Origin of the sequence: Streptomyces gardneri (assembly GCF_006539185.1) — a bacterium.
GTDB classification, from domain to species: domain Bacteria; phylum Actinomycetota; class Actinomycetes; order Streptomycetales; family Streptomycetaceae; genus Streptomyces; species Streptomyces gardneri.
Genome location: NZ_BJMN01000033.1, coordinates 78996 through 102320 on the forward strand (window position 1 = coordinate 78996; position 23325 = coordinate 102320).

At 71.4% G+C, this 23325-nt stretch carries 22 protein-coding genes; 6 read left to right on the plus strand and 16 right to left on the minus strand.

The genetic code is table 11. The features are described from left to right. Positions 1 to 97 precede the first annotated feature (97 nt). Together SGA01_RS25030 and SGA01_RS25035 are read right to left on the minus strand one after the other, a co-directional pair. Complete coding sequence (locus SGA01_RS25030) at positions 98 to 1912, minus strand: ABC transporter permease/substrate binding protein (RefSeq protein ID WP_141298657.1); 1815 nt, start codon at positions 1910 to 1912, stop codon at positions 98 to 100. Next, positions 1905 to 2957: a quaternary amine ABC transporter ATP-binding protein gene (locus SGA01_RS25035; protein ID WP_141298659.1), complete on the minus strand. Its 1053-nt coding sequence runs from the start codon at positions 2955 to 2957 to the stop codon at positions 1905 to 1907. Before SGA01_RS25035 ends, SGA01_RS25030 begins: the two co-directional genes overlap by 8 nt. Positions 2958 to 3275: 318 nt before the next feature. Between SGA01_RS25035 and SGA01_RS25040 the strand changes: the two genes are divergently transcribed. Both SGA01_RS25040 and SGA01_RS25045 read left to right on the plus strand, forming a co-directional pair. Further along, positions 3276 to 4181, plus strand: coding sequence for a 5'-3' exonuclease (locus tag SGA01_RS25040; protein ID WP_229918050.1), 906 nt, complete (start codon positions 3276 to 3278; stop codon positions 4179 to 4181). An 82-nt stretch (positions 4182 to 4263) separates the two neighbouring features. Then, positions 4264 to 5100, plus strand: a complete 837-nt coding sequence (locus tag SGA01_RS25045; RefSeq protein WP_174867467.1) for a siderophore-interacting protein — start codon at positions 4264 to 4266, stop codon at positions 5098 to 5100. Positions 5101 to 5187: 87 nt separating this feature from the next. On the opposite strand, the gene SGA01_RS25050 is transcribed toward SGA01_RS25045, so the two are convergent. Further along, on the minus strand, positions 5188 to 5829 hold the full coding sequence (locus SGA01_RS25050) for a MerR family transcriptional regulator (RefSeq protein WP_141298663.1): 642 nt from the start codon (positions 5827 to 5829) through the stop codon (positions 5188 to 5190). A gap of 193 nt (positions 5830 to 6022) precedes the next feature. Between SGA01_RS25050 and SGA01_RS25055 the strand changes: the two genes are divergently transcribed. Genes SGA01_RS25055 through SGA01_RS25065 form a run of 3 tightly spaced genes read left to right on the plus strand, consistent with a single transcriptional unit; the run spans position 6023 to position 8317 of the window. Then, positions 6023 to 6919, plus strand: coding sequence for a hypothetical protein (locus SGA01_RS25055; RefSeq protein WP_141298727.1), 897 nt, complete (start codon positions 6023 to 6025; stop codon positions 6917 to 6919). Beyond that, a complete protein-coding gene (locus SGA01_RS25060) occupies positions 6916 to 7341 on the plus strand; it encodes an ABA4-like family protein (RefSeq protein WP_141298665.1) in 426 nt (141 codons plus the stop codon). The genes SGA01_RS25055 and SGA01_RS25060 overlap by 4 nt, the downstream gene beginning before the upstream one ends. A gap of 10 nt (positions 7342 to 7351) precedes the next feature. After that, positions 7352 to 8317: an ADP-ribosylglycohydrolase family protein gene (locus tag SGA01_RS25065; RefSeq protein ID WP_141298667.1), complete on the plus strand. Its 966-nt coding sequence runs from the start codon at positions 7352 to 7354 to the stop codon at positions 8315 to 8317. A 38-nt stretch (positions 8318 to 8355) separates the two neighbouring features. On the opposite strand, the gene SGA01_RS25070 is transcribed toward SGA01_RS25065, so the two are convergent. From SGA01_RS25070 to SGA01_RS25130, 13 genes are all read right to left on the minus strand, one after another. Then, on the minus strand, positions 8356 to 9171 hold the full coding sequence (locus tag SGA01_RS25070) for a methyltransferase domain-containing protein (RefSeq protein WP_141298669.1): 816 nt from the start codon (positions 9169 to 9171) through the stop codon (positions 8356 to 8358). Between the two features lie 54 nt (positions 9172 to 9225). Continuing rightward, positions 9226 to 10620: a cytochrome P450 gene (locus SGA01_RS25075; protein WP_229918027.1), complete on the minus strand. Its 1395-nt coding sequence runs from the start codon at positions 10618 to 10620 to the stop codon at positions 9226 to 9228. A gap of 176 nt (positions 10621 to 10796) precedes the next feature. Beyond that, a complete protein-coding gene (locus tag SGA01_RS25080; protein WP_141298671.1) occupies positions 10797 to 13622 on the minus strand; it encodes a DEAD/DEAH box helicase in 2826 nt (941 codons plus the stop codon). A gap of 216 nt (positions 13623 to 13838) precedes the next feature. Next, positions 13839 to 14747: a twin-arginine translocase subunit TatC gene (gene tatC, locus SGA01_RS25085; protein WP_174867475.1), complete on the minus strand. Its 909-nt coding sequence runs from the start codon at positions 14745 to 14747 to the stop codon at positions 13839 to 13841. A gap of 104 nt (positions 14748 to 14851) precedes the next feature. Next, positions 14852 to 15145 (minus strand): Sec-independent protein translocase subunit TatA, encoded by a 294-nt coding sequence (gene tatA / locus SGA01_RS25090; protein WP_141298675.1) that lies wholly within the window; start codon positions 15143 to 15145, stop codon positions 14852 to 14854. Between the two features lie 185 nt (positions 15146 to 15330). Beyond that, complete coding sequence (locus SGA01_RS25095) at positions 15331 to 15528, minus strand: hypothetical protein (RefSeq protein WP_055644459.1); 198 nt, start codon at positions 15526 to 15528, stop codon at positions 15331 to 15333. 35 nt (positions 15529 to 15563) lie between these two features. Continuing rightward, a complete protein-coding gene (locus tag SGA01_RS25100; RefSeq protein WP_371866146.1) occupies positions 15564 to 15809 on the minus strand; it encodes a CpXC domain-containing protein in 246 nt (81 codons plus the stop codon). A 79-nt stretch (positions 15810 to 15888) separates the two neighbouring features. Next, the gene (locus SGA01_RS25105; RefSeq protein WP_141298678.1) at positions 15889 to 16842 is read right to left on the minus strand and encodes a helix-turn-helix transcriptional regulator; all 954 of its coding nucleotides are present in this window, start codon (positions 16840 to 16842) and stop codon (positions 15889 to 15891) included. 15 nt (positions 16843 to 16857) lie between these two features. Then, entirely contained in the window at positions 16858 to 17814 is a 957-nt protein-coding gene (locus SGA01_RS25110) for a helix-turn-helix transcriptional regulator (RefSeq protein WP_055644456.1), read from the minus strand. Between the two features lie 138 nt (positions 17815 to 17952). Continuing rightward, positions 17953 to 18324, minus strand: a complete 372-nt coding sequence (locus tag SGA01_RS25115; RefSeq protein WP_141298680.1) for an FKBP-type peptidyl-prolyl cis-trans isomerase — start codon at positions 18322 to 18324, stop codon at positions 17953 to 17955. 43 nt (positions 18325 to 18367) lie between these two features. Next, positions 18368 to 19309 carry an FKBP-type peptidyl-prolyl cis-trans isomerase gene (locus tag SGA01_RS25120; RefSeq protein ID WP_141298682.1) on the minus strand — a complete coding sequence of 314 codons (942 nt, stop codon included), beginning with the start codon at positions 19307 to 19309 and terminating at the stop codon, positions 18368 to 18370. Positions 19310 to 19427: 118 nt separating this feature from the next. Further along, the gene (pafA, locus tag SGA01_RS25125) at positions 19428 to 20789 is read right to left on the minus strand and encodes a Pup--protein ligase (protein WP_055644453.1); all 1362 of its coding nucleotides are present in this window, start codon (positions 20787 to 20789) and stop codon (positions 19428 to 19430) included. Between the two features lie 69 nt (positions 20790 to 20858). After that, positions 20859 to 22151, minus strand: a complete 1293-nt coding sequence (locus SGA01_RS25130; RefSeq protein WP_141298684.1) for an MFS transporter — start codon at positions 22149 to 22151, stop codon at positions 20859 to 20861. A gap of 147 nt (positions 22152 to 22298) precedes the next feature. On the opposite strand from SGA01_RS25130, the gene SGA01_RS25135 reads away from it, so the two are divergent. Beyond that, a complete protein-coding gene (locus SGA01_RS25135) occupies positions 22299 to 23318 on the plus strand; it encodes a LacI family DNA-binding transcriptional regulator (RefSeq protein ID WP_141298686.1) in 1020 nt (339 codons plus the stop codon). The last annotated feature ends 7 nt before the right edge of the window (positions 23319 to 23325 follow it).

Consider the following 23325-nt stretch of genomic DNA (forward strand, 5'->3'; position numbering starts at 1 on the left):
ACGCAGCTTTGGGGCGGGGTTTCGCGTCGTGACGAAAAGGGGTGGTCGCCGAGCACATTCGGCGACCACCCCTTTTCAGCCAGTGAACGAAGGCTTCCTACTGGGGGGCGAGTTTCTCCGCGAGGCCGGGGTTGCGGTCGAGCCAGACGCGGACGGCCTCCTGCTCCTTGCCCTTGCCGGTCTCCTGGATGACGGCTTCGAGGTCCGTGAGCTGCTTCTCGGTGAGCTCGAAGTTCTTCAGCCAGGCGCCGACCTCGGGATTGTCGGCGGCGAAGCCCTTGCGGGCGAGGGTGTGGACGCCGTCGCCCTTGCCCCAGGTGCCCTTGGGGTCGGTGAGCTTCTTCAGGTCGTGGGCCGAGTAGGCCCAGTGCGGGGACCAGAGGGTGACGACGACCGGCTCCTTGCGCTCGTACGCGCGCTTCAGCTCGGCCAGCATGCCGGGGGTGGAGCCGTCGACGACCTCGTACTCGCCCTCCAGGCCGTACTCCTTGAGGACCTTGTCCTTGAGGATGCCCATCATTCCGGCGCTGGGCTCGATGCCGACGATGCGGCCCTTGAACTGTCCCGCCTTGCCCTTGAGGTCGGCGAGCGAGTCGACGCCCTTCACGTACGAGGGGACGGCGAGCTCCAGGGAGGTGGGTCCGTACCAGGAGCCGAGGTCCTCCAGCTTGTTCCGGTACTTCTCCCAGTACTGGGCGTGGGTGACGGGGAGCCAGGCGTCGGTCTGGAAGTCGAGCTGCCCGCCGGCGAGGCCGGTGTAGAGGGCGCCGGCCTCCAGCTGCTTGGTGTCGACCTCGTAGCCGCGGCGCTCCAGGAGTTCCTTCCAGAGGTACGTGGAGGCGATGCCCTCGTCCCAGGGGATGTAGCCGATGCTGATCTTCTTGCCGTGGCCGCTGTTCGGGCCGGAGGCGGTGGTGGAGGTCGCGCCGCCGGCCCGGCCCAGGAAGCCCGTACCGCCGGCGACGAGGGCGAGCACGACGACGCCGACGAGGGCGGTGACGGGCTGCGGCCGGTGGGCCCAGAGCTTCGCCCCGGGCCGCTTGGCGCTCAGCGCGGCGCGCGCCTTGGCGGCGGCGCGGCGGCCCAGCGGGGAGACCTGGCGGCCGAGGGCGCCGGTCATCCGGTCCAGGTACATGGCGAGGACGACGATGGAGACGCCGGCCTCGAAGCCGAGGCCGATGTCGACGTTGCCGATGGCGCGGTAGACCGCGCCGCCGAGGCCGCCGCCGCCGACCATGCCGGCGATGACGACCATGGACAGGCCGAGCATGATGACCTGGTTGACGCCCGCCATGATCGTCGGCAGGGCGAGCGGGAGCTGCACGCGCAGGAGGGTGTCGCGCGGGGTGGTGCCGAAGGCCTCCGCGGCCTCGACGAGTTCGCCGTCGACCTGGCGGATGCCGAGTTCGGTCATCCGGACGCCCGGGGGCAGCGCGAAGACGATGGTGGCGATGATGCCGGGGACGACTCCGACCCCGAAGAAGATGATGCCGGGGATGAGGTAGACCATCGCCGGCATGGTCTGCATGAAGTCGAGGACGGGCCGCAGGACGGCGCTGACCGTCTGGGAGCGGGCCGCCCAGATGCCGAGCGGGACGGCGATCACCAGGGTGACGAGGGTGGCGACGAGGACGAGGGAGAGCGTCGCCATCGCCTCGTCCCACAGCTGCACCGAGTCGACGAGCGCGAAGCCCGCGAAGGCGAGGACGCCGGCGGCGAGGCCGCGCAGCCACCAGGCGACGACGGCGAGGATGCCGGCGAAGATCAGCGGCTGGGGTGCGGACAGGACGGCGTCGATGCCGTCGTAGAGGCCGGTGACGCCGGTGCTGACGGCATCGAAGAACCAGGAGAGGTGGGCCTGGAGCCAGTCGACGGAGCTGTCGGTCCATTCACCGAGGGGGAGCCTAGGCACGGGCCGTCACCTCCTCGCTCGCGAGCCCGCCCATGACGGCGAGGAGCCGTTCCGTCGGTACGACTCCGAGGACGGAGCCGTCGGAGTCCTGGACGGTCACGGGGTGCGGGGCCAGGGCGGCGACGGCGCACAGGTCGGCGACGAGGGTGTCGGGTCCGACGGCCCGGCAGGCGCAGCCCTCGGGGCAGTCGGCCGGGACGGCGCCGTCGGTCATGACGGCGGCGGCGGTGAGGACGCGGGAGCGGTCGACGTCCTGGATGAAGGAGGCGACGTAGTCGTCGGCGGGGCGGACGAGGATGTCCTCGGCGGTGCCGAGCTGGACGATCCGGCCGTCGCGCATGACGGCGATGCGGTCGCCGAGGCGCATGGCCTCGTTGAGGTCGTGGGTGATGAAGACGATGGTCTTCTTCAGCCGCTGCTGGAGCACGAGGAGCTGGTCCTGCATGTCGCGGCGGATGAGCGGGTCGAGCGCGCTGAAGGACTCGTCCATGAGGAGCAGGTCGGCGTCGGTGGCGAGGGCGCGGGCGAGGCCGACGCGCTGCTGCATGCCGCCGGAGAGCTCGTCGGGCCAGGACTTCTCCCAGCCGGCGAGCCCGCACAGTTCGAGGGCCTCGGCGGCGCGGGTCTCGCGCTCGGCGCGCGGGACGCCCTGGACCTCCAGGCCGTAGGCGGCGTTCTCGAGAACGTTTCGGTGCGGGAAGAGCGCGAAGTGCTGGAAGACCATGCTGATCTTGGTGGCCCGGACGGCGCGCAGCTCGCGGGGGGAGAGCGCGGTGAGGTCGCGGCCGTCGAAGAGGACCCGTCCCGCGGTGGGTTCGAGCAGGCCGTTGAGCATGCGGAGAAGGGTGGACTTCCCGGATCCGGACAGGCCCATCACGACGAAGATCTGACCGGGTTCGACGACGAAGCCGGCGTCGACGACAGCGGCCGTCGTCCCTTCGGCGCGCAGTTCGTCGCGGTCGGCGCCGTCGGCGAGGCGCCGGACGGCTTCATCGGTTCGTCTGCCGAACACCTTGTAGAGGTGATCGGCCTGGAGCCTGGACACATAGACCTCACGAGTAGCAACGAGAACGGCCCGCCACCCCCGCGCGGCCGGGCCGTGGAGCGGGCGGGATCGGCCCGCGGCCCGTCGCGTGCGGGGATTCTCGCTGTCGAATCCCGCACCGGGTTCCGCTCCGGGCTCGCGCCTGCCCGGCTTCACAGAGTGCAAACGCAAAGGTGACGGGGGTCACTCCGGACCCTGGGCCGCCGCCCGCGGAGCCCCCTGGCGTGCGGCAGGTCCGTGCTTCTGTCGTTGGCGTGGTGCATGTCCGCGGCTCTGTCGGTGGTGTGCGGCATGATCGGGCGGGTGACCCGACGTTTGATGCTCCTCGACACCGCCAGCCTGTACTTCCGCGCCTACTTCGGTGTGCCGGACTCGGTCCGCGCGCCGGACGGCACTCCGGTGAACGCCGTCCGCGGGCTCCTCGACTTCATCACCCGGCTCGTCCAGGACCACCGCCCCGACGAGCTCGTGGCCTGCTGGGACGAGGACTGGCGGCCGCAGTGGCGGGTGGACCTGATCCCCTCGTACAAGGCGCACCGGGTGGTCGTCGAGACGGAGACCGGCCCGGACGTGGAGGAGGTCCCCGACACGCTCTCCCCGCAGGTGCCGGTGATCGAGGAGGTCCTCGCGGCGCTCGGGATCGCCCGGGTCGGGTCCGCGGGGTACGAGGCGGACGACGTCATCGGGACGCTCGCGGGGCGCGCCGCCGGGCCGGTGGACATCGTCACGGGCGACCGGGACCTGTTCCAGCTGGTCGACGACGCGCGCGGGGTGCGCGTGCTGTACCCCCGCAAGGGCGTCGGCGACTGCGACCTGGTGGACGACGAGCTGATCCGTACGAAGTACGGCGTGCGCCCCGACCAGTACGCGGACTTCGCGGCGCTGCGCGGGGACGCGAGCGACGGGCTGCCCGGGGTGAAGGGCATCGGCGAGAAGACGGCCGCGCAGCTGATCACGGAGTACGGGGATCTGGCGGGGGTCCGGGCGGCGGCCGAGGACCGGACGTCGAAGCTGACGCCGGCGAAGCGGCGCGGCATCGTGGAGGCGGCCGCGTACCTGGACGTGGCGCCGACGGTGGTGCGGGTCGCCGGAGACGTACCGCTGCCGGAGTTCGACCCGGCCCTACCGACAGTGCCCCGGGACCCTGCGGCGCTGGACGCGCTGGTGAAGCGGTGGGGTCTGGGCGGGGCGGTGGGGCGCCTGCTGCCCGTACTGGCACGCTGATCACCTTGATCCACCCTGGGCGGCAGCGCGGCGGGATGCTAGCTTAGGCATACCTAAGTTCGTACAGTCAGGAGAGCCCCTCGTGGCAGAGCAGCCGGCCCGCAAGGCACCCAAGGCCACCGAAGCGCGCGTGGTGCGCACCGAGCGGATCACGCCGCACATGGTGCGGGTCGTCCTGGGCGGCCCCGGACTCGACGCCTTCGAGGCCGGCGAGTTCACCGACCACTATGTGAAGCTGCTGTTCGCCCCCGAGGGGGTCGCCTACCCCGAGCCGTTCGACATGGAGCGGATCCGGGAGGAGTTCCCCCGGGAGCAGTGGCCGACGACGCGGACGTACACGGTGCGCGCCTGGGACCCGGTCCACCGCGAGCTGACCGTCGACTTCGTGGTCCACGGCGACGAGGGCCTCGCGGGCCCCTGGGCGGCGCGGGCGCAGGCGGGCGACACCGTGCGCTTCCTCGGCCCCGGCGGCGGCTACACACCGGACCCGGCGGCGGACTGGCACCTGCTCGCGGGTGACGAGAGCGCCCTGCCGGCCATCGCGGTGGCGCTGGAGCGACTGCCCTCGGGCGCGCGGGTGCACGCCTTCGTGGAGGTCTCGGACGCCGCGGAGGAGCAGAAGTTCGCGACGGCGGCGGGCGTGGACGTCACCTGGCTGCACCGGGGCGACCGCCCGGCGGGCGAGGCCGTCGTCGAGGCCGTGAAGGCGCTGGACTTCCCGGCGGGCGACGTGCACGCCTTCGTCCACGGCGAGGCGGGCTTCGTGAAGGACCTCCGCCGGCACCTGCGGATGGACCGCGGGGTGACGCGCGAGCGGCTGTCGATCTCGGGGTACTGGCGCCTGGGGAAGACGGACGAGGCGTGGCGCGCGATCAAGCGCGAGTGGAACGACCAGGTGGAGCGCGAGCAGGAGAACTGACGCTCCGAGCATGCGAGAGGGGGGTGGGGCCGAGGGCCCCACCCCCCTCTCGACATCACTCACCTCACGACGTCACGTCACCTCACGTCATTCCCTGTCGGCCGGCCCGCCGAAGACGCGGTTCGAGGCGTCCACGTGCGCCAGCCGCCGCAGCGCCGCGAAGATCGCGTCGCCGAGCACCGTGCCGACCACCGCGCTCTCGACGAGCGCCTCTCGCGCCACGTGATGTGCCACGTAGTCCATGTCCGCCCGCGCCACCTTCTCCGCCGCGTCCGCGTAGGCGTCGAGGATCTCGACGAACCCGCCGTGGCCGACGTCGTCGAGCGCGGCGAGGGCCGCCGCCAGCGCCTCCCCCGCCGGGTTCTCCGGATAGGCGTGCCAGCCACGCGCGGCGACGAGCTCCGCGACGCTCTTCCGCGCCTCCTCGATCACGGTGTCCGGCTCACGTTCGTAGCGAGGCACCAGCCGGTTCGCCGTGACGCCCAACACCTTGTGCATCGACCGCTCGGGGTCCTCGACCGCCACGATCACGTCACGGATCGCCGCGACCGACATGCCGCCCACGTCGAGGAGCGCCCGGATCAGCCGGAGGCGCTGGACGTGCGTCTCCCCGTACGAGGCCTGGTTCGGGCTCGTCAACTCTCCGGCCGGCAGCAGCCCTTCCCGTACGTAGAACTTGATCGTCGGTACGGACACTCCGGTCCTGCGACTCAACTCTCCGATGCGCACCGCGTGTTCACCTTTCCGGCCTTCAACGGCCTTGCCGACCGACACCCCCATCATAGATAGTGGCGCTATCAGATAGCGGCAAGTGCCACTATCCATACTTTCCCACGGGGGGATCGCTATGCCTTCACTCGGCCTGTCCGCACTCAGCCCACTCGCCCGGCTGCACCGACCGCTGGTCTGGTTCGCCGGCTCGATGGTCGCCCTCGCACTCGTCTCCGCCGTCGGCCTGGCCGTCGACGACCGGATCCTGGTCGGCGTGCCGATCTGGACCAAGCCGTTCAAGTTCTCGGTCTCGTTGGTCGCCTACACGCTCTCGCTCGCCTGGATGATCTCCCTGCTCCCCACGACCCACCGCGCCCACCGCGTCGGCTGGTGGGCCGGAACCGTCGTCGCCGTCTCCTTGACGATCGAGATGGTGCTCATCACCCTCCAGGTGGTCCGCGGCACCCAGAGCCACTTCAACCACGCGACTCCCTTCGACAACGCCGTCTTCCAGATCATGGGAGCCAGCATCGCGATCCTGTGGCTGAGCGCCCTGGTCATCGCGGTACTCCTGCTGCGCGCCCGGATCCTCGACCGCGCCACCGCCTGGGCCGTCCGCCTCTCCTCCCTCATCGCCCTCGCGGGCGCCGCCGTGGGCTTCCTGATGGTGCGTCCCACCCCGGAGCAGCTGGCGGTCGACGAAGCCCCGATCACCGGTTCCCACAGCGTCGGGGTCCCGGACGGCGGCCCCTCGATGCCGCTGACCGGCTGGTCGACCACCGGCGGCGACCTGCGCATCCCTCACTTCTTCGGCATGCACGCGCTCCAGCTGCTCCCGCTGCTCCTGCTCGTCCTGGCCGCTCTCGCACCGCGCTTCGCACGCCTCGCCGACGAGCGGGTGCGGCTGCGCCTCACGCTCACGGCCGCGGGGACGTACGCGGCGACCGTCGTCCTGCTGACCTGGCAGGCCCTGCGCGGCCAGGCCCTGTTCTCACCGGACGCCGTGACACTCGCCGCGACGGGAGCGATCGTCCTGCTCGGCGGCGCCGCGACCGCGCTCTCCCTCCGCACCCCCGCCCCGTCGCTCGCCGAGGAGGTCGCGGCATGACCGCCTTCCTCTTCGAGCTGACGTTCCTCCTCGCGGCGCCCGTCTGGCTGCTGATGATCTTCGCGCCGGGACGGCGGATCACCGACCGCGTCGCCGCCTCACCGCTGACCGTCCTCCCGCTCCTCGCGGTCTGGGCCGTCCTGGCCGCCCCCGTCATGCCGGAGCTGTGGACGGCGGTCAGCAGCCCCGACATCGACACCTTCCGCGAACTGGCCGCACTCCCGAACGGCGCCGGCGCGATCTGGGCCCAGATCCTCGCCTGGGACCTGCTCCTGGGCCAGTGGATGTACCGCGAGTCCCGCCGCCTCGCCCTCTCCCCCTTCCTGATGGCCCCACTCCTCCTCCTGACGATCCTCCTCTCCCCCCTCGCCCTCCCACCCTTCCTCGCGGCCCGAGCCTGGAAGACCCGGGGCGCGGACTAGTCTCCCCACCATGCGAAACACCGACCGCGCCGTGGGCGCCGTCCTGGGCTCCGCGGTGGGCGACGCACTGGGCGCACCCTTCGAGTTCGGGCTGCCCGGCGTCTTCCGCGAGCGGTTCCCGGACGGCGTCGGGGAGCTGTGCGGAGGCGGAGGTTGGGATCCGGGTGAGGCCACCGACGACACCCAGATGGCCGTTCTCGTCGGGGAGTCGCTCCTCGAACGGGGCGGTCTCGACCTACCGGACATCTTCAGCAGGTTCCGCCGGTGGGCGGCCGCCGACCCGAAGGACATCGGTCTCCAGACGGAGCAGGTCCTGCTCGGCGGAGACCCGTGGGACCTCGCGGCCTCCCTGCACTTCCAGGTCAACGGCCGTGCCGCGGGGAACGGTTCGCTCATGCGAGCGTCGACCTCCGCCGTCTACTTCGCCGCGCGGGGCCGGACGGCGACGATGGACGCCGGGCGGCGCATCGCGGCACTGACACACGGCGACGGCGCGGCCTGGGAGGGTACGGCGATCCTCCACGAGCTGGTCCGGGTCGCCCTCCTCGGCGAGGACCCGCTCGCAGCACTGCCCGCCACGCTCGCCGAAGTGGCCCCGGAGCACCGCGAGCGCTGGGCGAGGGTCCTGGACCCCGCCTGGCACCCGGACGACGCCACCGAGTTCAACGGCGCGGTCTGGCCCTGCCTGGGCTCGGCGGTGTGGGCCTTGCGCACCACGGACTCCTTCGAGGAGGCCCTCGGCGCGGCAGTGGACCTGGGCGGCGACACCGACACCGTGGCGGCCGTGACCGGCATGCTCGCGGGTGCGGTCCACGGCCCCGACGCCCTCCCCGCCCGCTGGACGTCCGAACTGCACGTTCCCCTCCCCGGCTCAGCCGGCCGGATCCTGCGCTCCGACGATCTGCGGGACCTGGCGAGGAGCCTGGCCGAACGGGGCGAGAGCGGGGACGAACTGCCAGGGCCGCCCCATGAGTGAGGGGGACGTCCGGCCCCGGCGGACAGCCGGCGGCAGGATCAGACAGCCCTCTTCCGGGCCGTCAGCTGGAAGAGTCGGGCCGTGTGCGGGTACGGGTGTCTCGCCGTGGTGGCCAGCTCCAGGCGCTCCAGGTCGTCGTAGTACTCCTTGTCGTACTTGCGGACGTCGTCGGTGATGTAGTCGCAGAAGGTGCGGATGCCGTAGTGCCGTACGTCCAGGCAACCGAGGTCCCGGAGGAGCGGGACGATCTCCTCCGCCGTGTGGAGCGTCAGCTCCGCGTCGAACATCGCGGTCGCGAGCCGGTCGTTGTCGAGGGCGGCCAGTGCCGCCTTCAGGTCCATCTCCCGGACGGCGATGTTCAGGGGCGCCGAGTTCCGGTTGATGGCCATGAGGGAGAGCAGTCCTCCGTCCTTCAGCGGTGCGAGAGCCCCGGCGAGGGTCGCGGGCACGTCGTCCACGTACTGCAGCAGGTTGTGGCACAGCACCACGTCGAACTCCCCCGCCGCGAGGTCGGCCGGCAGGGCGGTCACGTCGGCACGGACGCAGCTCATCCGCTCCGACAGGCCCGCCGCCGCACGTTCGGCCGCGGCGGCGAGCATCGCCGGTGCGTAGTCGACGACCGTGACGTGGTGCCCACGGGCGGCGAGACGCAGCGCGTCGCCGCCGTCGCCGCCCGCCAGGTCGAGCACCCGCAGGGCTCGTCCGTTCTCGGGGCCGTCGGGGCCGTCGGGGCCGTCGAGATGCCGCATCAGATTCGCCTCGGCGAGGGTGTAGCGGAGGCGGCCCCAGGGGGCCTCCTGCCACTCCTGCCACGTCGTCATCGCGGCGTCGAACTTCTCGGATTCTTCAGACATCCGGTGACGATAGCGGCACCAGCCATGCCCCCTCCCCGACTCCCTGGCCCGGCGTCAGCTCCGGGCGTGGACCGTGGCGATGACCTCGCGGTCCGGCTGGAGGGTGAGGCTCGGGACCGGGCGTATGTCCCTGGTGCAGAGCTCCAGCTCGAAGCGGCGGGCGAGGACGGCCAGCACCAGGACGGCCTCGACGAGGGCGAAGCGGGTGCCGAGGCAGACGCGGGGGCCGCCGCCGAAGGGGAACCAGGCGTACTCGGGTATCTGCTCGGCGGGTTGGCCGTCCTCGTTGGTGAGCCACCGCTCGGGGCGGAAGGCCTCGGCCTCGCCGTACCACCGGGGGTCGCGCTGCGTAGCCCACTGGCTGGACCAGACGCGGGTGCCGACGGGGACGGGCCTGCCGCCGAGGGTGGCGCCCTCCTTGGCGATGCCGGTGATGAGCCAGATCGTCGGGTAGAGGCGGAGGGTCTCCTTCACCACGGCCTGGGTGTACGGAAGGGAGGCGTAGTCGTCGTAGCCGGGTTCATGGTCGGCGAGGACCCGGTCGAGCTCCTCCGTGAGGGCGTCACGGACCTGCGGGTTGCGGGAGAGTAGATACCAGGCCCAGACGAGCGTCGAACTGGTCGTCTCGTGGCCCCCGATGTAGAGGGTGACGGTCTCGTCCCGGATCTCCTGGTCGGAGAGCCGGGCACCGGTCTCGTCCCGGGCGGCGAGGAGACGGCTGAGGAGATCCGGCCGCTCGGTGTCGCCGTCGCGGTGCCGGGAGACGACTCGGGAGACCTCCGCGTCGATGACGGCGGTGGCACGCTTGATGCGGGCGCGTCCGGGCGTGGGGACCCAGTCGGGCAGGATCGCGCCGATGCCGCTGAACTCGGCGCCGATCTCCTGCTGGGCGATGTCCATGGCCCGGCCGATGGCCTCGGCGTCGGCGGCGGTATCGACGCCGAAGATGGTGCGGACGGCGATGAGTTGGGTGAGGGCCGCCATCTCCCTCTTGATGTCGATGGGCTGTCCGTCGCTCCACCGGTCGGCGAGATCGACTGCGCACTCCGTCATGGTCGCCGCGTAGGACCGGACCTGCTTGGGGCGGACGGAGGGCTGGACGAGGGAGCGCTTGCGCCGCCAGTCGGCGCCCTTGGCGACGACGACCCCGTTCCCGAGGAGGGTGCGGAAGGCGATGCCGAGGTCGGGCTGGTCGAAGGTGCGCTCGACCTCGGTGAGGAGTTCGCCCACGGTGTCGGGGTGGGCGATGAAGAGGGCGGGTCCGCGCCCGAAGCGCCAGCGGACGAAGTCACCGCGCTCCCGCAGCTGTTCGAAGAAGGCGAGGGGGTCCTTGCCGAACGCGGGCAGGTTCCCCAGGAGGGGCAGCCCTCGGGGGCCGTCGACGATCCCCGGTGTCGGCTGTGCCGTGTCGCCGCGTGCCCCGGCGTCCTGACCGGCTTCCGTGGTCATGTGCGTCCCCTCCCCAACTGGCCTTCCCCGTGTGCGAGTCCATGCAAGCGGAAGGGCCGACCCAGGCGCCACCCCTGTGGACAACGCCCTGTGGACAACCCCGCGCACAGGGGACGGAACGACCGGTGCCCGTGGCGTGATCACCACGGGCACCGGCCTGAAAGGAACCGGGAGGGTCAGCCCACCGAGCTGTAGGCGACGACACCCCGCAGCAGCGATTCGACGGCCTTGCGGGCGTTCTTGGAGACCGTGCTGTTCTCCCTGGGCGCCGCCGCGGCGATCTGGCCGAGGACGTCGATGACCTGCTTGCACCAGCGGACGAAGTCACCGGCGGGCATGTCCGCCTCGCGCAGCACCTCGTCGAGGCTCTTGTCGGAGGCCCACTGGTAGGCGGCCCAGGCGAAGCCGAGGTCGGGCTCGCGCTGGCCGACCCCCTCCGCCTGGTTGATCTTGAACTCCTCCTCGAGGGCGTCGAGACGCCCCCAGATCCGGACCATCTCACCGAGCGCCGCCTTGGCGTCGCCCGTGGGCAGCTTCGGCGCGACGGCGTCGTCGGCCTGGCGCGACTCGAACACCAGGGCCGAGACACAGGCGGCGAGTTCGGGCGGGGTGAGCCCCTCCCAGACACGGTCCCTGAGGCACTCGCTCGCCAGCAGGTCGAGCTCGCCGTAAAGCCGGGCCAGCCGCTTGCCGTTGTCGGTGACCTCGTCGCCCCGCAGGTAGTCGAGCTCGGTGAGGAGCGCGACGATCCGGTCGAAGGTCCGGGCGATCGTGTTGGTACGCCCCTCGATGCGCCGCTCCAGCTGCTGCGTGTCGCGCTGGAGACGGTGGAAGCGCTCGGCCCAGCGGGCGTGGTCCTCGCGCTCGTCGCAGCCGTGGCAGGGGTGGGCGCGCAGCGCGGTGCGAAGCCGGGCGATCTCACGGTCGTCGGCGGCGGCCGCGCGCTGCCTGTGGTGACGCTCGGGATGGACGTGCCCGGCCTTGGTCCGCAGCGCGGAGGCCAGGTCCCTGCGGGACTGCGGCGAGCGCGGGTTGAAGGACTTGGGGATCCGCATGCGGTCGAGCGCCTCGACGGGGACCGGGAAGTCGATGGAGGCGAGCCTCTTGACCTGCCGCTCGGCGGTGAGGACGAGGGGCCGCGGTCCGTCGTGGTGCTCGAAGCCGCGGTGCCCGTTGGTCCGCCCCGCGGGGATGCCGGGGTCGAGGACGAGGGCGAGGCCCGCGAACTTGCCGGTCGGGACGTGGATGATGTCGCCCGGCTTGAGCTTCTCCAGCGAGCCGGCGGCCTGGGCGCGCCGCTGGGCGGCACCCTGCCGGGCCAGTTCCGTCTCGCGGTCCTTGAGGTCGCGGCGGAGCCGCGCGTACTCCTCGAAGTTCCCGAGGTGGCAGGTCATGCCCTCGCGGTAGCCCTCCAGGCCCTCCTCGTTCTTCTGCACCTGGCGCGAGATGCCCACGACGGAGCGGTCGGCCTGGAACTGCGCGAAGGAGGTCTCCAGGAGCTCGCGCGAGCGGTGCCGGCCGAACTGGTCGACGAGGTTGACCGCCATGTTGTACGAGGGCCGGAAGCTGGAACGCAGCGGGTAGGTGCGCGTGCCCGCGAGTCCGGCCAGGTGGCCGGGGTCGAAACCGCGCTGCCAGAGGACCACGGCGTGGCCTTCGACGTCGATGCCACGGCGGCCGGCGCGGCCGGTGAGCTGGGTGTACTCGCCGGGCGTGATGTCGGCGTGCTGCTCGCCGTTCCACTTGACGAGCTTCTCCAGGACGACGGACCGCGCGGGCATGTTGATGCCCAGGGCGAGGGTCTCGGTGGCGAAGACCGCCTTCACGAGGCCGCGGACGAAGAGCTCCTCGACGACCTCCTTGAAGGTGGGGAGCATGCCGGCGTGGTGGGCGGCGATGCCCCGCTCCAGCGCTTCGAGCCACTCGTAGTAGCCGAGGACGTGGAGGTCCTCGGTGGGGATGGAGGCGGTCCGCTCCTCCACGATCTCGCGGACGCGCTGGCGTCCCTCCTCGTTGTTGAGGCGGAGCCCGGCGTGGAGGCACTGCTGCACCGCGGCCTCGCAGGCGGCGCGGCTGAAGATGAAGGTGATGGCGGGCAGCAGCCCCTCGGCGTCGAGGCGCTCGATGACCTCGGGGCGGCCGGGCGTCCAGATGCGGGAGCGCTGGCGGCGCTCGCGCTCGCGGTCGGCCTCGCGGACCATCTTGCCGCGGCGCCGGTCACGCGGGTTGTACGTCGAGTTCTCCGTGCGGGCCAGGCGGACGAGGTCGGGGTTGACCTCGCGGCGGGAGGAGCCGCGGCCGCCGTGGTCGGTCTCCTCCTCGAAGAGGTCGTACATCCGGCGTCCGGCCAGGACGTGCTGCCAGAGGGGCACGGGACGGCTCTCCGAGACGATGACCTCGGTGTCGCCGCGGACGGTGTCGAGCCAGTCGCCGAACTCCTCGGCGTTGGACACGGTCGCGGAGAGTGAGACCAGCGTGACGGATTCGGGGAGGTGGATGATCACTTCCTCCCAGACGGCGCCGCGGAAGCGGTCGGAGAGGTAGTGCACCTCGTCCATCACGACGTAGCCGAGGCCGGAGAGCGCCTGGGACCCCGCGTACAGCATGTTGCGGAGGACTTCGGTGGTCATGACGACGATCGGCGCGTCCCCGTTGACGCTGTTGTCACCGGTGAGCAGCCCGACCTTGTCCGCGCCGTACCGCTTGACGAGGTCGGCGAACTTCTGGTTCGACAGCGCCTTGATGGGCGTCGTGTAGAAGCACTTGCGGCCCTGGCTGAGGGCGAGATGGACGGCGAACTCGCCGACGATGGTCTTGCCGGAGCCCGTCGGCGCGGCGACGAGCACGCCCTTGCCCGCTTCGAGGGCCTTGCAGGCCTCGATCTGGAAGGGGTCCAGATCGAAGTCGTAGAGCTCGCGGAAGGGGAACAGCGCGGTGGCCTGCTCGGCGTTTCGGGCGAGGGCGGCCGCGTACCGCTCGGCTGGTGTGAGGTCCTCTGTCATCTTGTTGTCGAGCCTACCCGCCACCTCTGACAGTGACGCGATCTTTATCGGGGCAATGCTCCCGGGGCTCGCGAGAGGCGCGCAGGGGCGTTCGCGTACGGCGCGGTGCGCGTGCGATGCGGTGCGCGTGGGAGAGCAGTGACGCCGGCGAGGACAGAGATGCCGCCGGTCATGCGTGGGTCCCCCCGGACGATGTCCGGGGGGACCCCGACCAGATCAGGTGATGTCGTCGTAGCCGTTGAGCCGGTGCGCTGCGGAACCCCCGGTCTCGCCCGGTCCGGTGGCCTGCTCGGGCAGGGCCCGGGCGGCGGGGACGGGTTCGACGGCGCCGACGGTCTCGGGCGTGAGGTCGAGGACGGAGGCCTCGTCGTCGTCGAGTGCGGCGTCGGGGTTGTTGCGCTTGCGGCGGCGATCGTTCAGGAGCGAGAAGCCGACGGCCCCGAAGTACAGGATCGTGATGGGTCCCGCGAGGGCGATCATGCCGACCGGGTCGGTGGTCGGGGTGATGACGGCACCGAAGACGAAGACGCCCATGATCACGCCGCGCCACCAGCCGGCCATGCGACGGCCGGTGAGGACACCGGTGAGGTTCAGCATGATCAGGACGAGCGGCAGCTCGAAGGCGAGGCCGAAGACGAGCACCATGCGCAGGGTGAAGTCGAGGACGTCACCGAGCGAGAGGAGGTTCGCGGAGCCGGCGGGCGTGAGGCTGATGAGCACCTTCACGCTGATGGGGAGGATCAGGTACGCCAGGTAGGCGCCGGCGGTGAACAGCGGCACGGCCGCGCCGACGAAGGCGTACGTGTACTTCTTCTCGCTCTTGTGCAGTCCGGGCGCGACGAAGGCCCACAGCTGGTAGAGCCAGACGGGGCTGGCGATGACGAGGCCCGCGGTCAGCGACAGCTGGATCGTCACGCTGAAGGGGGCCATCAGCGAGCTGAAGACGACCTGCGCGCAGTTGCCGCCGTCACTGGTGACGCCCGGTGGGCACTTGGGCACCGGATCCGCCAGGAACTGCATCAGCTCCTCGCTGTACACGAGGGCCACGATCGTCACCGCCGTGATGGCGATGAGCCCCTTCGCCAGGCGGTTGCGGAGTTCACGCAGGTGCTCCACGAGGGGCATCCGGCCCTCGGGATCCTTCTCCTGCTTGCGGGCAGACTTGGGCAACCCACGTCCTCATCTCGTGCGGCAGCCGCCGCATGGTGCGGCGGCGACGGCGGACCGGGTCAGCGCTTGGTGGTGTCCGACGGCTCGGTCACGGGACGCGAGCTGGTCACGTCACCGGGAGCGGCCTGGATCGTACGCGGCGCGGGCTGCTGGTCCTGCGCTCCGGTACCGGCGTGCGGCGGGTCGGCGGGGGCGCTCTGCTGGTCGTCCGACTTCATCGCCTTGGCCTCGCTCTTGAGGATGCGGGCCGACTTGCCCAGCGAGCGGGCCATGTCCGGGAGCTTCTTGGCGCCGAACAGCAGGATGATGACGACGAGGATGAGAATGATCTCGGTGGGGCCGAGCCTACCCATAGCTGTTTACCTTCTTCACCGAGGCGACATGGAGTGCGTGCCCGGCGGGTCGGACATGTGTCCGGCCACCGCGCTGCCTGCGATCGTAACCCGCAGGAGTAAACGCGAGGCAATGCCCGTGCATACTCCCGATTGCGTCCCACAAGTCCGGACCGAGGCCGCTTCATGCAGCGTACGGCACCGGCTCAGCGCAGCGTCTCGCCGGTTCGGGCCAGTCCCACGGCGGCCGTTTCGAGCTCTTCGGCGGCCTGTGTGATCCGCTCCGTGGTGTCGGCCACCTGACGGCCGAGGCGCTGGACCTCCAGGAAGACCTTGATGCCGAGGACACCGAGGACGGCGATGCCGAGGAAGCCGAGGGCGATGGCGAGCATGGGCCAGAACATGGGCAGAGCCTAGACCTTGAGCGGATACGGGTCGTTCAGACGGTGGTGTGGAGGCGCAGGGTGCGGACGCCGCCGCCGGTGAGCAGCTCGACGATGCGCTCGCCCGCGGGCTTGCGGACGGAGCTGCCGCACTCCGGGCAGGTGAAGGAGTAGAAGGTCGTCCGCCGGCTCGCGCCGATCGCGAGGCGCAGGGCGCTCGCCGAGAGCTCGAAGCGCGAGCGGCAGTCGGGGCAGGCGGCTTTGAAGAGGACCGGGGCCATCGTCGCGGCAAGACCAAGCATGACGGACATCTCCCTCAATTCCCACGGCAACAACCGAATCGGCACTACATCAGCAACAGCGTCCTCGAAGCGGAGAACGTCACACGCCTTCGTACGCGGCGAGCGCGGCGGTCGCCGCCTCCCGGGCGCTGTCGGCGAGCTCGCGCGGTGCGACGATCCGCCCGTCGCTGCCCAGCCGCAGCGCGAGCCGCCGCAGCGAGGCGGGGTCCGGTGTCCGCAGGGTGATCCGCAGGCCGCCGTCGGGCAGCTCATCGGCCCGGTCGTGCGGGTAGTACTCGGCGACCCACCGGCCGCCGGGGCCGACCTCGACCACGACCTCGGGGTCGTCGGCGGAGGGCTGGACCAGTCCCTCGGAGAGGTCGCGCAGCTCCAGCTCGGGCGGGGCCGCGTGCTCGTCGAGGAGCCGGATCTCGACGACCCGGTCGAGACGGAAGGTGCGGCGCGCCTCGGAGAGCCGGCACCACGCCTCCATGTAGGTGTGGCCGACGGCGAAGAGCCGGATCGGGTCGACCTCGCGCTCGGTGAGCTCGTCGCGCGCGGGTGAGTAGTAGCGCACCCACAGCCGCCTGCGCTCGGAGATCGCCCGGTCGACCTCGGCGAAGACGCCGCCCTCGGACTCGAAGGTGACCGAGAGACGGGAGCTGGCCCCGGCGGCCTCGCCGGCCGCGGCCTCCAGCTTGGCGGTGGCGCGGACCAGCGCGTCCCGGTCGCTCTCGCGGAGCCCGGGCAGGGTGGCGACGGCGCGGGCGGCGACCAGGAGGGCGGTCGCCTCGTCGGCGGCGAGCCGCAGGGGCGCGGCGACGTCGTCGGGGTTGTGCCACCAGATCCGGTCGCCGTCGGTGTCGATGTCCAGCAGGTCGCCGCCCCGGAAGCTGGTGCCGCACATGGGCAGCACGTCCAGGTCGGAGATCAGCTCGTCCTCGGTGATCCCGAAGGCGCGCGCGACGTCGGCGACGTGGGCGCCGGGGCGCTCGCGGAGATAGGTGACGAGGGACAGCATCCGCCTCGTCTGGTCGATCGCATTGGCAGCCATGCGTACGTCTCCCCCTCAGCCCTTGGCCACGGCGCGCAGCCGGTCCAGTACATCCGCCCGCAGGTCGGCCGGTTCCCGCACGACGACGTCGGGGCCGAACTCGACGAGCCAGGCGTCGAGCCCGTGCCCGTACGGGATCTCCAGCTCGTCCCAGCCGTCGTCGCCCACCTGTACGGACTGTGCGCGGGCCCGCAGCGGGTAGCCGCAGCCGGCGCGCAGCCGGATCCGGGCGGAGCGGGTGGCGGTCTCGCCGGCCCAGCTCTCGACGGTCTCGCGGACGGTGACGACGTCGGGTACGGGCGCGGTGAAGGCGCCGGCCCGGGAGCGGACCTTGCCGGTGATCCGGGAGAGGCGGAAGACGCGCTCGGCACCCCGGTCGCGGTCCCAGCCCGCGAGGTACCAGTGGCCGCGCCAGCATTCGAGGGTCCAGGGCTCGACCTGGCGGGTCTCGGGGCGGGCGGCGTTGGCCTTGCGGTAGTCGAAGACGACGGGCCGGCGGTCGCGGCAGGCCAGCATGAGGGGCTCGAAGGCGGCCTCGTGGACCGGGATGCGGGGTTCCAGGGCGCTGGGCTGGACGTCGTACGAGTCCTCCGCCTCGGGCATGCCGGCGGCGCGAAGCTTCTGGAGGGCGCCGCTGGCGGCGCCGGCGAGGCGGGCCTGCTGCCAGACCTTGGCGGCGAGGCCGAGCGCGGCGGCCTCCTCGGCGTCGAGGGTGATGGGCGGGAGACGGTTGGAGTCGCGGCGGGCGAGGTAGCCGGTCTCGCCCTCCAGGTTCTCGACGGTCTCGATGACGAGGCCCAGCTCGCGCAGGTCGTCCTTGTCGCGCTCGAACATCCGGTTGAAGGCGTCGTCCCCGCTCGCTTCGAGGTAGGCCTCGATGGAGCCGCGGAGCTCGCGCTTGCTCAGCGGGCGGCGCGTCCCGAGCAGGCACAGCGCGAGATTCATCAGCCGCTCGGACTTGGCAATCGCCATCGACGCCCCGCACCTCTTCTGCCGGTTCCACTTGTCGGACGTCCGACCGTACCGCCCCGGGGTGTCGGGGCAAAAGCCGAGGCCCCCGCCACGGGTGGCGGGGGCCTCGGAGCGACCGGTACCGGTCGGCACGACCGATCAGACGGCGACCAGGTCGCAGACGAAGATCAGCGTCTCGCCCGGGGCGATGGCGCTGCCCGCGCCACGGTCACCGTAGGCGAGGTGGGCGGGGATGATCAGCTCGCGACGGCCGCCGACCTTCATGCCCTGGACACCCTGGTCCCAGCCGGAGATGACCTGGCCGATACCGAGCTTGAACTGGAGCGGGGTACCGCGGTTCCAGGAGGAGTCGAACTCCTCGCCGGTGGAGAAGGCGACGCCCACGTAGTGGACGGAGACGGTGGCGCCGGCCTTGGCCTCCGCGCCGTCGCCCACCCAGATGTCCCTGATCTTCAGGTCCTGCGGCGGCTCGCCACCCGGGAAGTCGACCTCGGGCTTCTCGATGCTCACTGAACTGCTCCTCATACTGATGAACTGCGCGATCGGGACAGTCTTACATCTTCGTCAGGATGTCCACGGCGAACACCAGCGTGGAGTTCTTCGGGATGCCCTGCTTCTCCTGGTCGCCGAAGGCCTCGGACGGCGGGGCGACGATGAGGACGCGGCTGCCGACCTTCTTGCCGACGAGCCCCTTCTTGAGGCCCTCCAGCGTGAGCTGAGCGAGCGGGAAGTTCGCGGGCTTGCCCGTGGTGTACGTGGAGTCGAAGACCTTGCCGTCCTTCCAGAGGGCGGCGACGTAGTTCACGACGACCGTGTCGGTCTCCTTGACGACCTCGCCCTTGGACTCGAGCACGTAGTTCGAGACGAGCTTGGTCGGCGCGGCGACCTTGGGGACGGTCAGCGTGGGCGCCTTGCCGTCCGTGTTCGTGCCGACCTTCGGCAGCTTCTCGTCCTCCTGCGGGACGACGGTGCCCGTGGCGGACTTCGGGATCGTGACGGACTTCAGGATGTCCACGACGAAGACGAGGGTGGCGTTCGGCTTGATGCTCGGCGGGGAGCCGGCCTCGCCGTAGCCGAGCTCCGGCGGGATGCCGATCTCGATGCGGCTGCCGACCTTCTGGCCTTCGAGGCCCTGGTCCCAGCCCTTGATGACGCCGCCGGCGCCGAGCGTCAGGTCGAAGGGCTGACCGCGGTCGAAGCTGTTGTCGAAGGGGGTGGTGGAGTCCCAGGCCTGGCCCAGGTAGTTCACCTGGAGCGCGTCGCCCTTCTTCGTCACCGGGCCGTCACCCTCGCTGATGACGTTGACCTTCAGTTCCTTGGGCGGGTCGCCCACGCCCTTGGAGAGGGTCGGCTTCTCACCGAACTTGGCCCCCGCGGTGATGGCGGGCAGCCCGTTCTTCATCGAAGCGGAATCGGAGCCCTTGTCGTCGCTGCCGCACGCCGCTGTCGAGAGCAGCAGCAGCGGGACGACGAGAAGGCCGGCAAGTCGGCGCACGTGTTCCTCAGATCTCAGACGGCACAGTAGTTGTGCCGACACTCTAGGCGCTCCTCCTGTCACGTCGAGGGCCCCGCACGTCAAACGTGCGGGGCCCCGGGACTCGTACGCGCCGGTCCTACATTCCGGCGATCAGCTTTTCCACCCGGTCGTCGACGGAGCGGAACGGGTCCTTGCACAACACGGTGCGCTGCGCCTGGTCGTTGAGCTTGAGGTGGACCCAGTCGACGGTGAAGTCCCGGCGCTGCTCCTGTGCGCGGCGGATGAAGTCGCCGCGGAGTCGCGCCCTGGTGGTCTGCGGGGGCACCGACTTGCCCTCGAAGATCTTCATGTCGTTGCAGATCCGGGCCGCCTGGCCGTTCTTCTGCAGCAGGTAGTAGAGCCCGCGTCGGCGGTGGATGTCGTGGTACGCGAGGTCTATCTGCGCGACGCGCGGGTTCGACATGGTCATGTTGTGCTTGGCCCGGTAGCGCTCGATGAGCCGGTGCTTCATGACCCAGTCGATCTCGGTCTCGATGCGGTCGAGCCGCTCGCTCTCGATCGCGTCGAGCGTACGGCCCCACAGCTCCAGGACCTGCGCGACGGTGCCGGAGCGGATGCCGCGCCGGTCGACGAAGTCGACGGCCTTCTCGTAGTACTCGCGCTGGACCTCCAGAGCGGAGGCCTCGCGGCCGCTGGCGAGCCTGACCTTGCGCTGGCCCGTGATGTCGTGACTGACCTCGCGGATGGCCCGGATGGGGTTCTCCAGGGTCAGGTCGCGCATCACGGTGCCGGCCTCGATCATGCGGAGCACCAGGTCGGTGGCGCCGACCTTGAGCAGCATGGTCGTCTCGGACATGTTCGAGTCGCCGACGATGACGTGGAGGCGGCGGTAGCGCTCGGCGTCCGCGTGCGGCTCGTCCCTGGTGTTGATGATGGGCCGTGAGCGGGTCGTGGCGGAGCTGACGCCCTCCCAGATGTGCTCGGCACGCTGGGAGACGCAGAAGACCGCGCCACGCGGGGTCTGGAGGACCTTTCCCGCACCGCAGATGAGCTGCCGGGTGACGAGGAAGGGAATGAGGATGTCCGCGAGCCGGGAGAACTCCCCGTGGCGGGCGACGAGATAGTTCTCGTGGCAGCCGTAGGAGTTTCCGGCCGAGTCGGTGTTGTTCTTGAAGAGATAGACGTCGCCCGCGATTCCCTCCTCGTGCAGGCGGCGTTCGGCGTCGACGAGCAGGCCCTCGAGAATGCGCTCGCCTGCCTTGTCGTGGGTGACCAGTTCGGTCACGTCGTCACATTCCGGTGTTGCGTATTCCGGATGCGAACCCACGTCCAGGTACAGGCGGGCGCCGTTCCGCAGGAAGACATTGCTGCTGCGGCCCCATGACACGACACGGCGGAAGAGGTAGCGCGCCACTTCGTCAGGAGACAGTCGGCGCTGTCCCCTGAACGTGCACGTGACGCCGTACTCGTTCTCCAGCCCGAAAATGCGGCGGTCCATGTCTGAACATTACGCCTGACGGCGTGTGATGAAACCGGGTTGGGCGTTCCCGTTTCGATCATTTTCCGATCAGTGCGTGTTCTTTTCGGTGTGTACGGAGGTGGGGCCGCCCGCGCCCACGGCGTGTCGCGCTTCCGGTTCGGCCGGGACCGCGGGGCTCGCCGGGCTCACGGGGACGTGCAGGACGCGGCCGGTGGCGAGGAGGACGAGAAGGGCGACGAGGCCGCCCGCTCCGGCCACGGCGAATCCGGCGACGGTTCCGGCGAGTTCGACGGCGGGTCCCGCGAGCGCGGAACCGAGGGCCGAGCCGACGCCGAACGTCGTGACGAGCCAGGAGAAGGCCTCGGTGACGGTGCCGGCCGGGGCGTGCCGGTCGACGACGATGAACGCGCAGGCGAGGACGGGGGCCAGGAAGACGCCGGAGAGGGCCGCGAGGCCGGTCATGGCGACGGGTCCGGGGGTGAGGACGAGCGGCAGGTAGCAGACCGCGAGGAGCAGCACGAGGACGCGCAGCCGCCGCTCGGGGGCTCCGGACCACTGCCGGGCTCCGTAGGTGACGCCGCCGACGAGGGCGCCGAGGCCGAGCGCGGCCATCAGCCAGCCGTAGACGGCCGGGGTGCCCCGGTCGTCGGCGTAGGAGACGGCGGCGACGGTGATGGAGCCGAGGGCGAGGCCGACGAAGAAGAACGAGCCGAGGAGGGCGAGAAGGCCGGGCGAGCGCAGGGCTCCCAGCCAGTGCGCCTCGCGGGGTGCGGAGCGCCAGGTGCGGGAGGGCTCGGAGAGGACCACGGCGAGGGCGCCGAGGACGCCGAGGACGTTGATGACGAGCAGGGCCGCGGCGGGCGACCACAGGGAGACCAGGAGGGTCAGCAGCAGCGGGCCGACGGTGAACATGACCTCCTGGGCGACCGCGTCCATGGCGTACGCCCGGTGGACCCGGTCCTCACGGCCGAGGACGCTCGGCCACAGGGCCCGGAGGCCGCCCTCCAGGGGCGGGGTGAAGAGGCCGGCGACGACCACGGCCGCGTAGGCGAGGGCGAGGTGGTCGATGCCGGTGAGCGCGAGCAGGACCATGCCGAGGGCGGAGAGGACCGCCGCGGGCAGCTGGACCCGGGGCTGGCCCTTGAGGTCGACGGCGCGGCCGAGGAGGGGCTGGCCGACGGCGGTGGCGACGCCGTAGGCGGCGATGAGGCCGCCGGCGAGCGTGTAGCTGCCGCCCTGGTCGCGGACGAAGAGGGTGAGGGCGATGGGGCCGACGCCGTTGGGCAGCCGCCCGACGAGCGTGCCGGCCAGCAGCCGGGCGGCGTGCGGCGCCCGGAGTATGTCGAGATAGCCGCCGTGTGCCGTGGCCTCGGTGGCCATGTCGGTCTCCCCTCACCCCCGGACCTCGCCGAGGTTTTACGTATAACGTCCGAGGTCATACGTACCATGTCCGCAGCGCGCGGGTCCACCCCGCGCCAGGCCACCCCCTGGTGACCGGCTCGTGAACCGTCCGACGCGGAGGCTTGTGTGCAGACCCCGGAGCCGCTCGGCGGCGCCCGCCCCACCAGCAGGGACGTCGCCCGGACCGCGGGCGTCTCGCAGGCCACCGTGTCGCTCGTGCTCGGCGACAAGTGGCGCGGCCGTGTGTCGGAACGCACGGCCGAGGTCGTGCGGGAGGCCGCCCGGAGCCTCGGCTACCGGCCCAACCTCGCCGCCCGCAACCTCCGCCTCGGCCACACCCGTACGGCCCTGCTGGTCGTTCCGGCGCTCACCAACGAGTTCTTCGCCCGCGTCTACACCGGCGCGGCGACCGTCGCCGCCCGGCACGGCTTCGGTGTCGTCCTGTACCCCTCCCCCGACGGCGTCGGCCCCGCCAAGGACCCCTTCGCCTCGGCCCGCGCGGCCCTCGACGGGGTCATCGCGTCCTCGATGGCCTCGGACGCCCTGAAGGCCTTCCGGGGCACCGACCTGCCCCTGGTCATGCTCGACAGCGACCCCGCCGACACCGGCGCCGCCGCGCACGTCAACCTCGACATCGCGGACGGCATGCGCCAGGTCACGGGCCACCTGCTGGCCCTCGGCCACCGCCGCTTCGTCCACCTGGCATCGGCCGTGCCGTCCTGGACCTTCGACGTCCGCGCCGCCGCGCTCGCCGAGACCCTCGCCGGCGTGTCGGTGCGGACGGTCCGCGCACCCCTGGACGTGCACGGCGCCATGGCCGCCACCGAGCGCGCCCTCGCCACGCCCGGCCCCCGCCCCACCGCTCTCGTGTGCGACGACGACATCCTCGCGGCGGGCGCCTGCAAGGCCCTGCGGCGGCTCGGACTGCGGGTCCCCGAGGACGTCTCGGTCACCGGTTTCGACGACCTCGCGCTCGCCACCGCCGTCGAACCGGAGCTGACCACCGTCTCGCTGCCCGCCGAGCGCATCGGCGAGCGGGGCATGGCGGCCCTCCTGGCCGTCCTCTCGGGCGAACCGCCGCAGCCGGACGACCTCCCGGTCACCCTGGTCCCCCGGGGCTCCTCCGGGCCCCCGCCGGCTTCCTGAGGCGGAC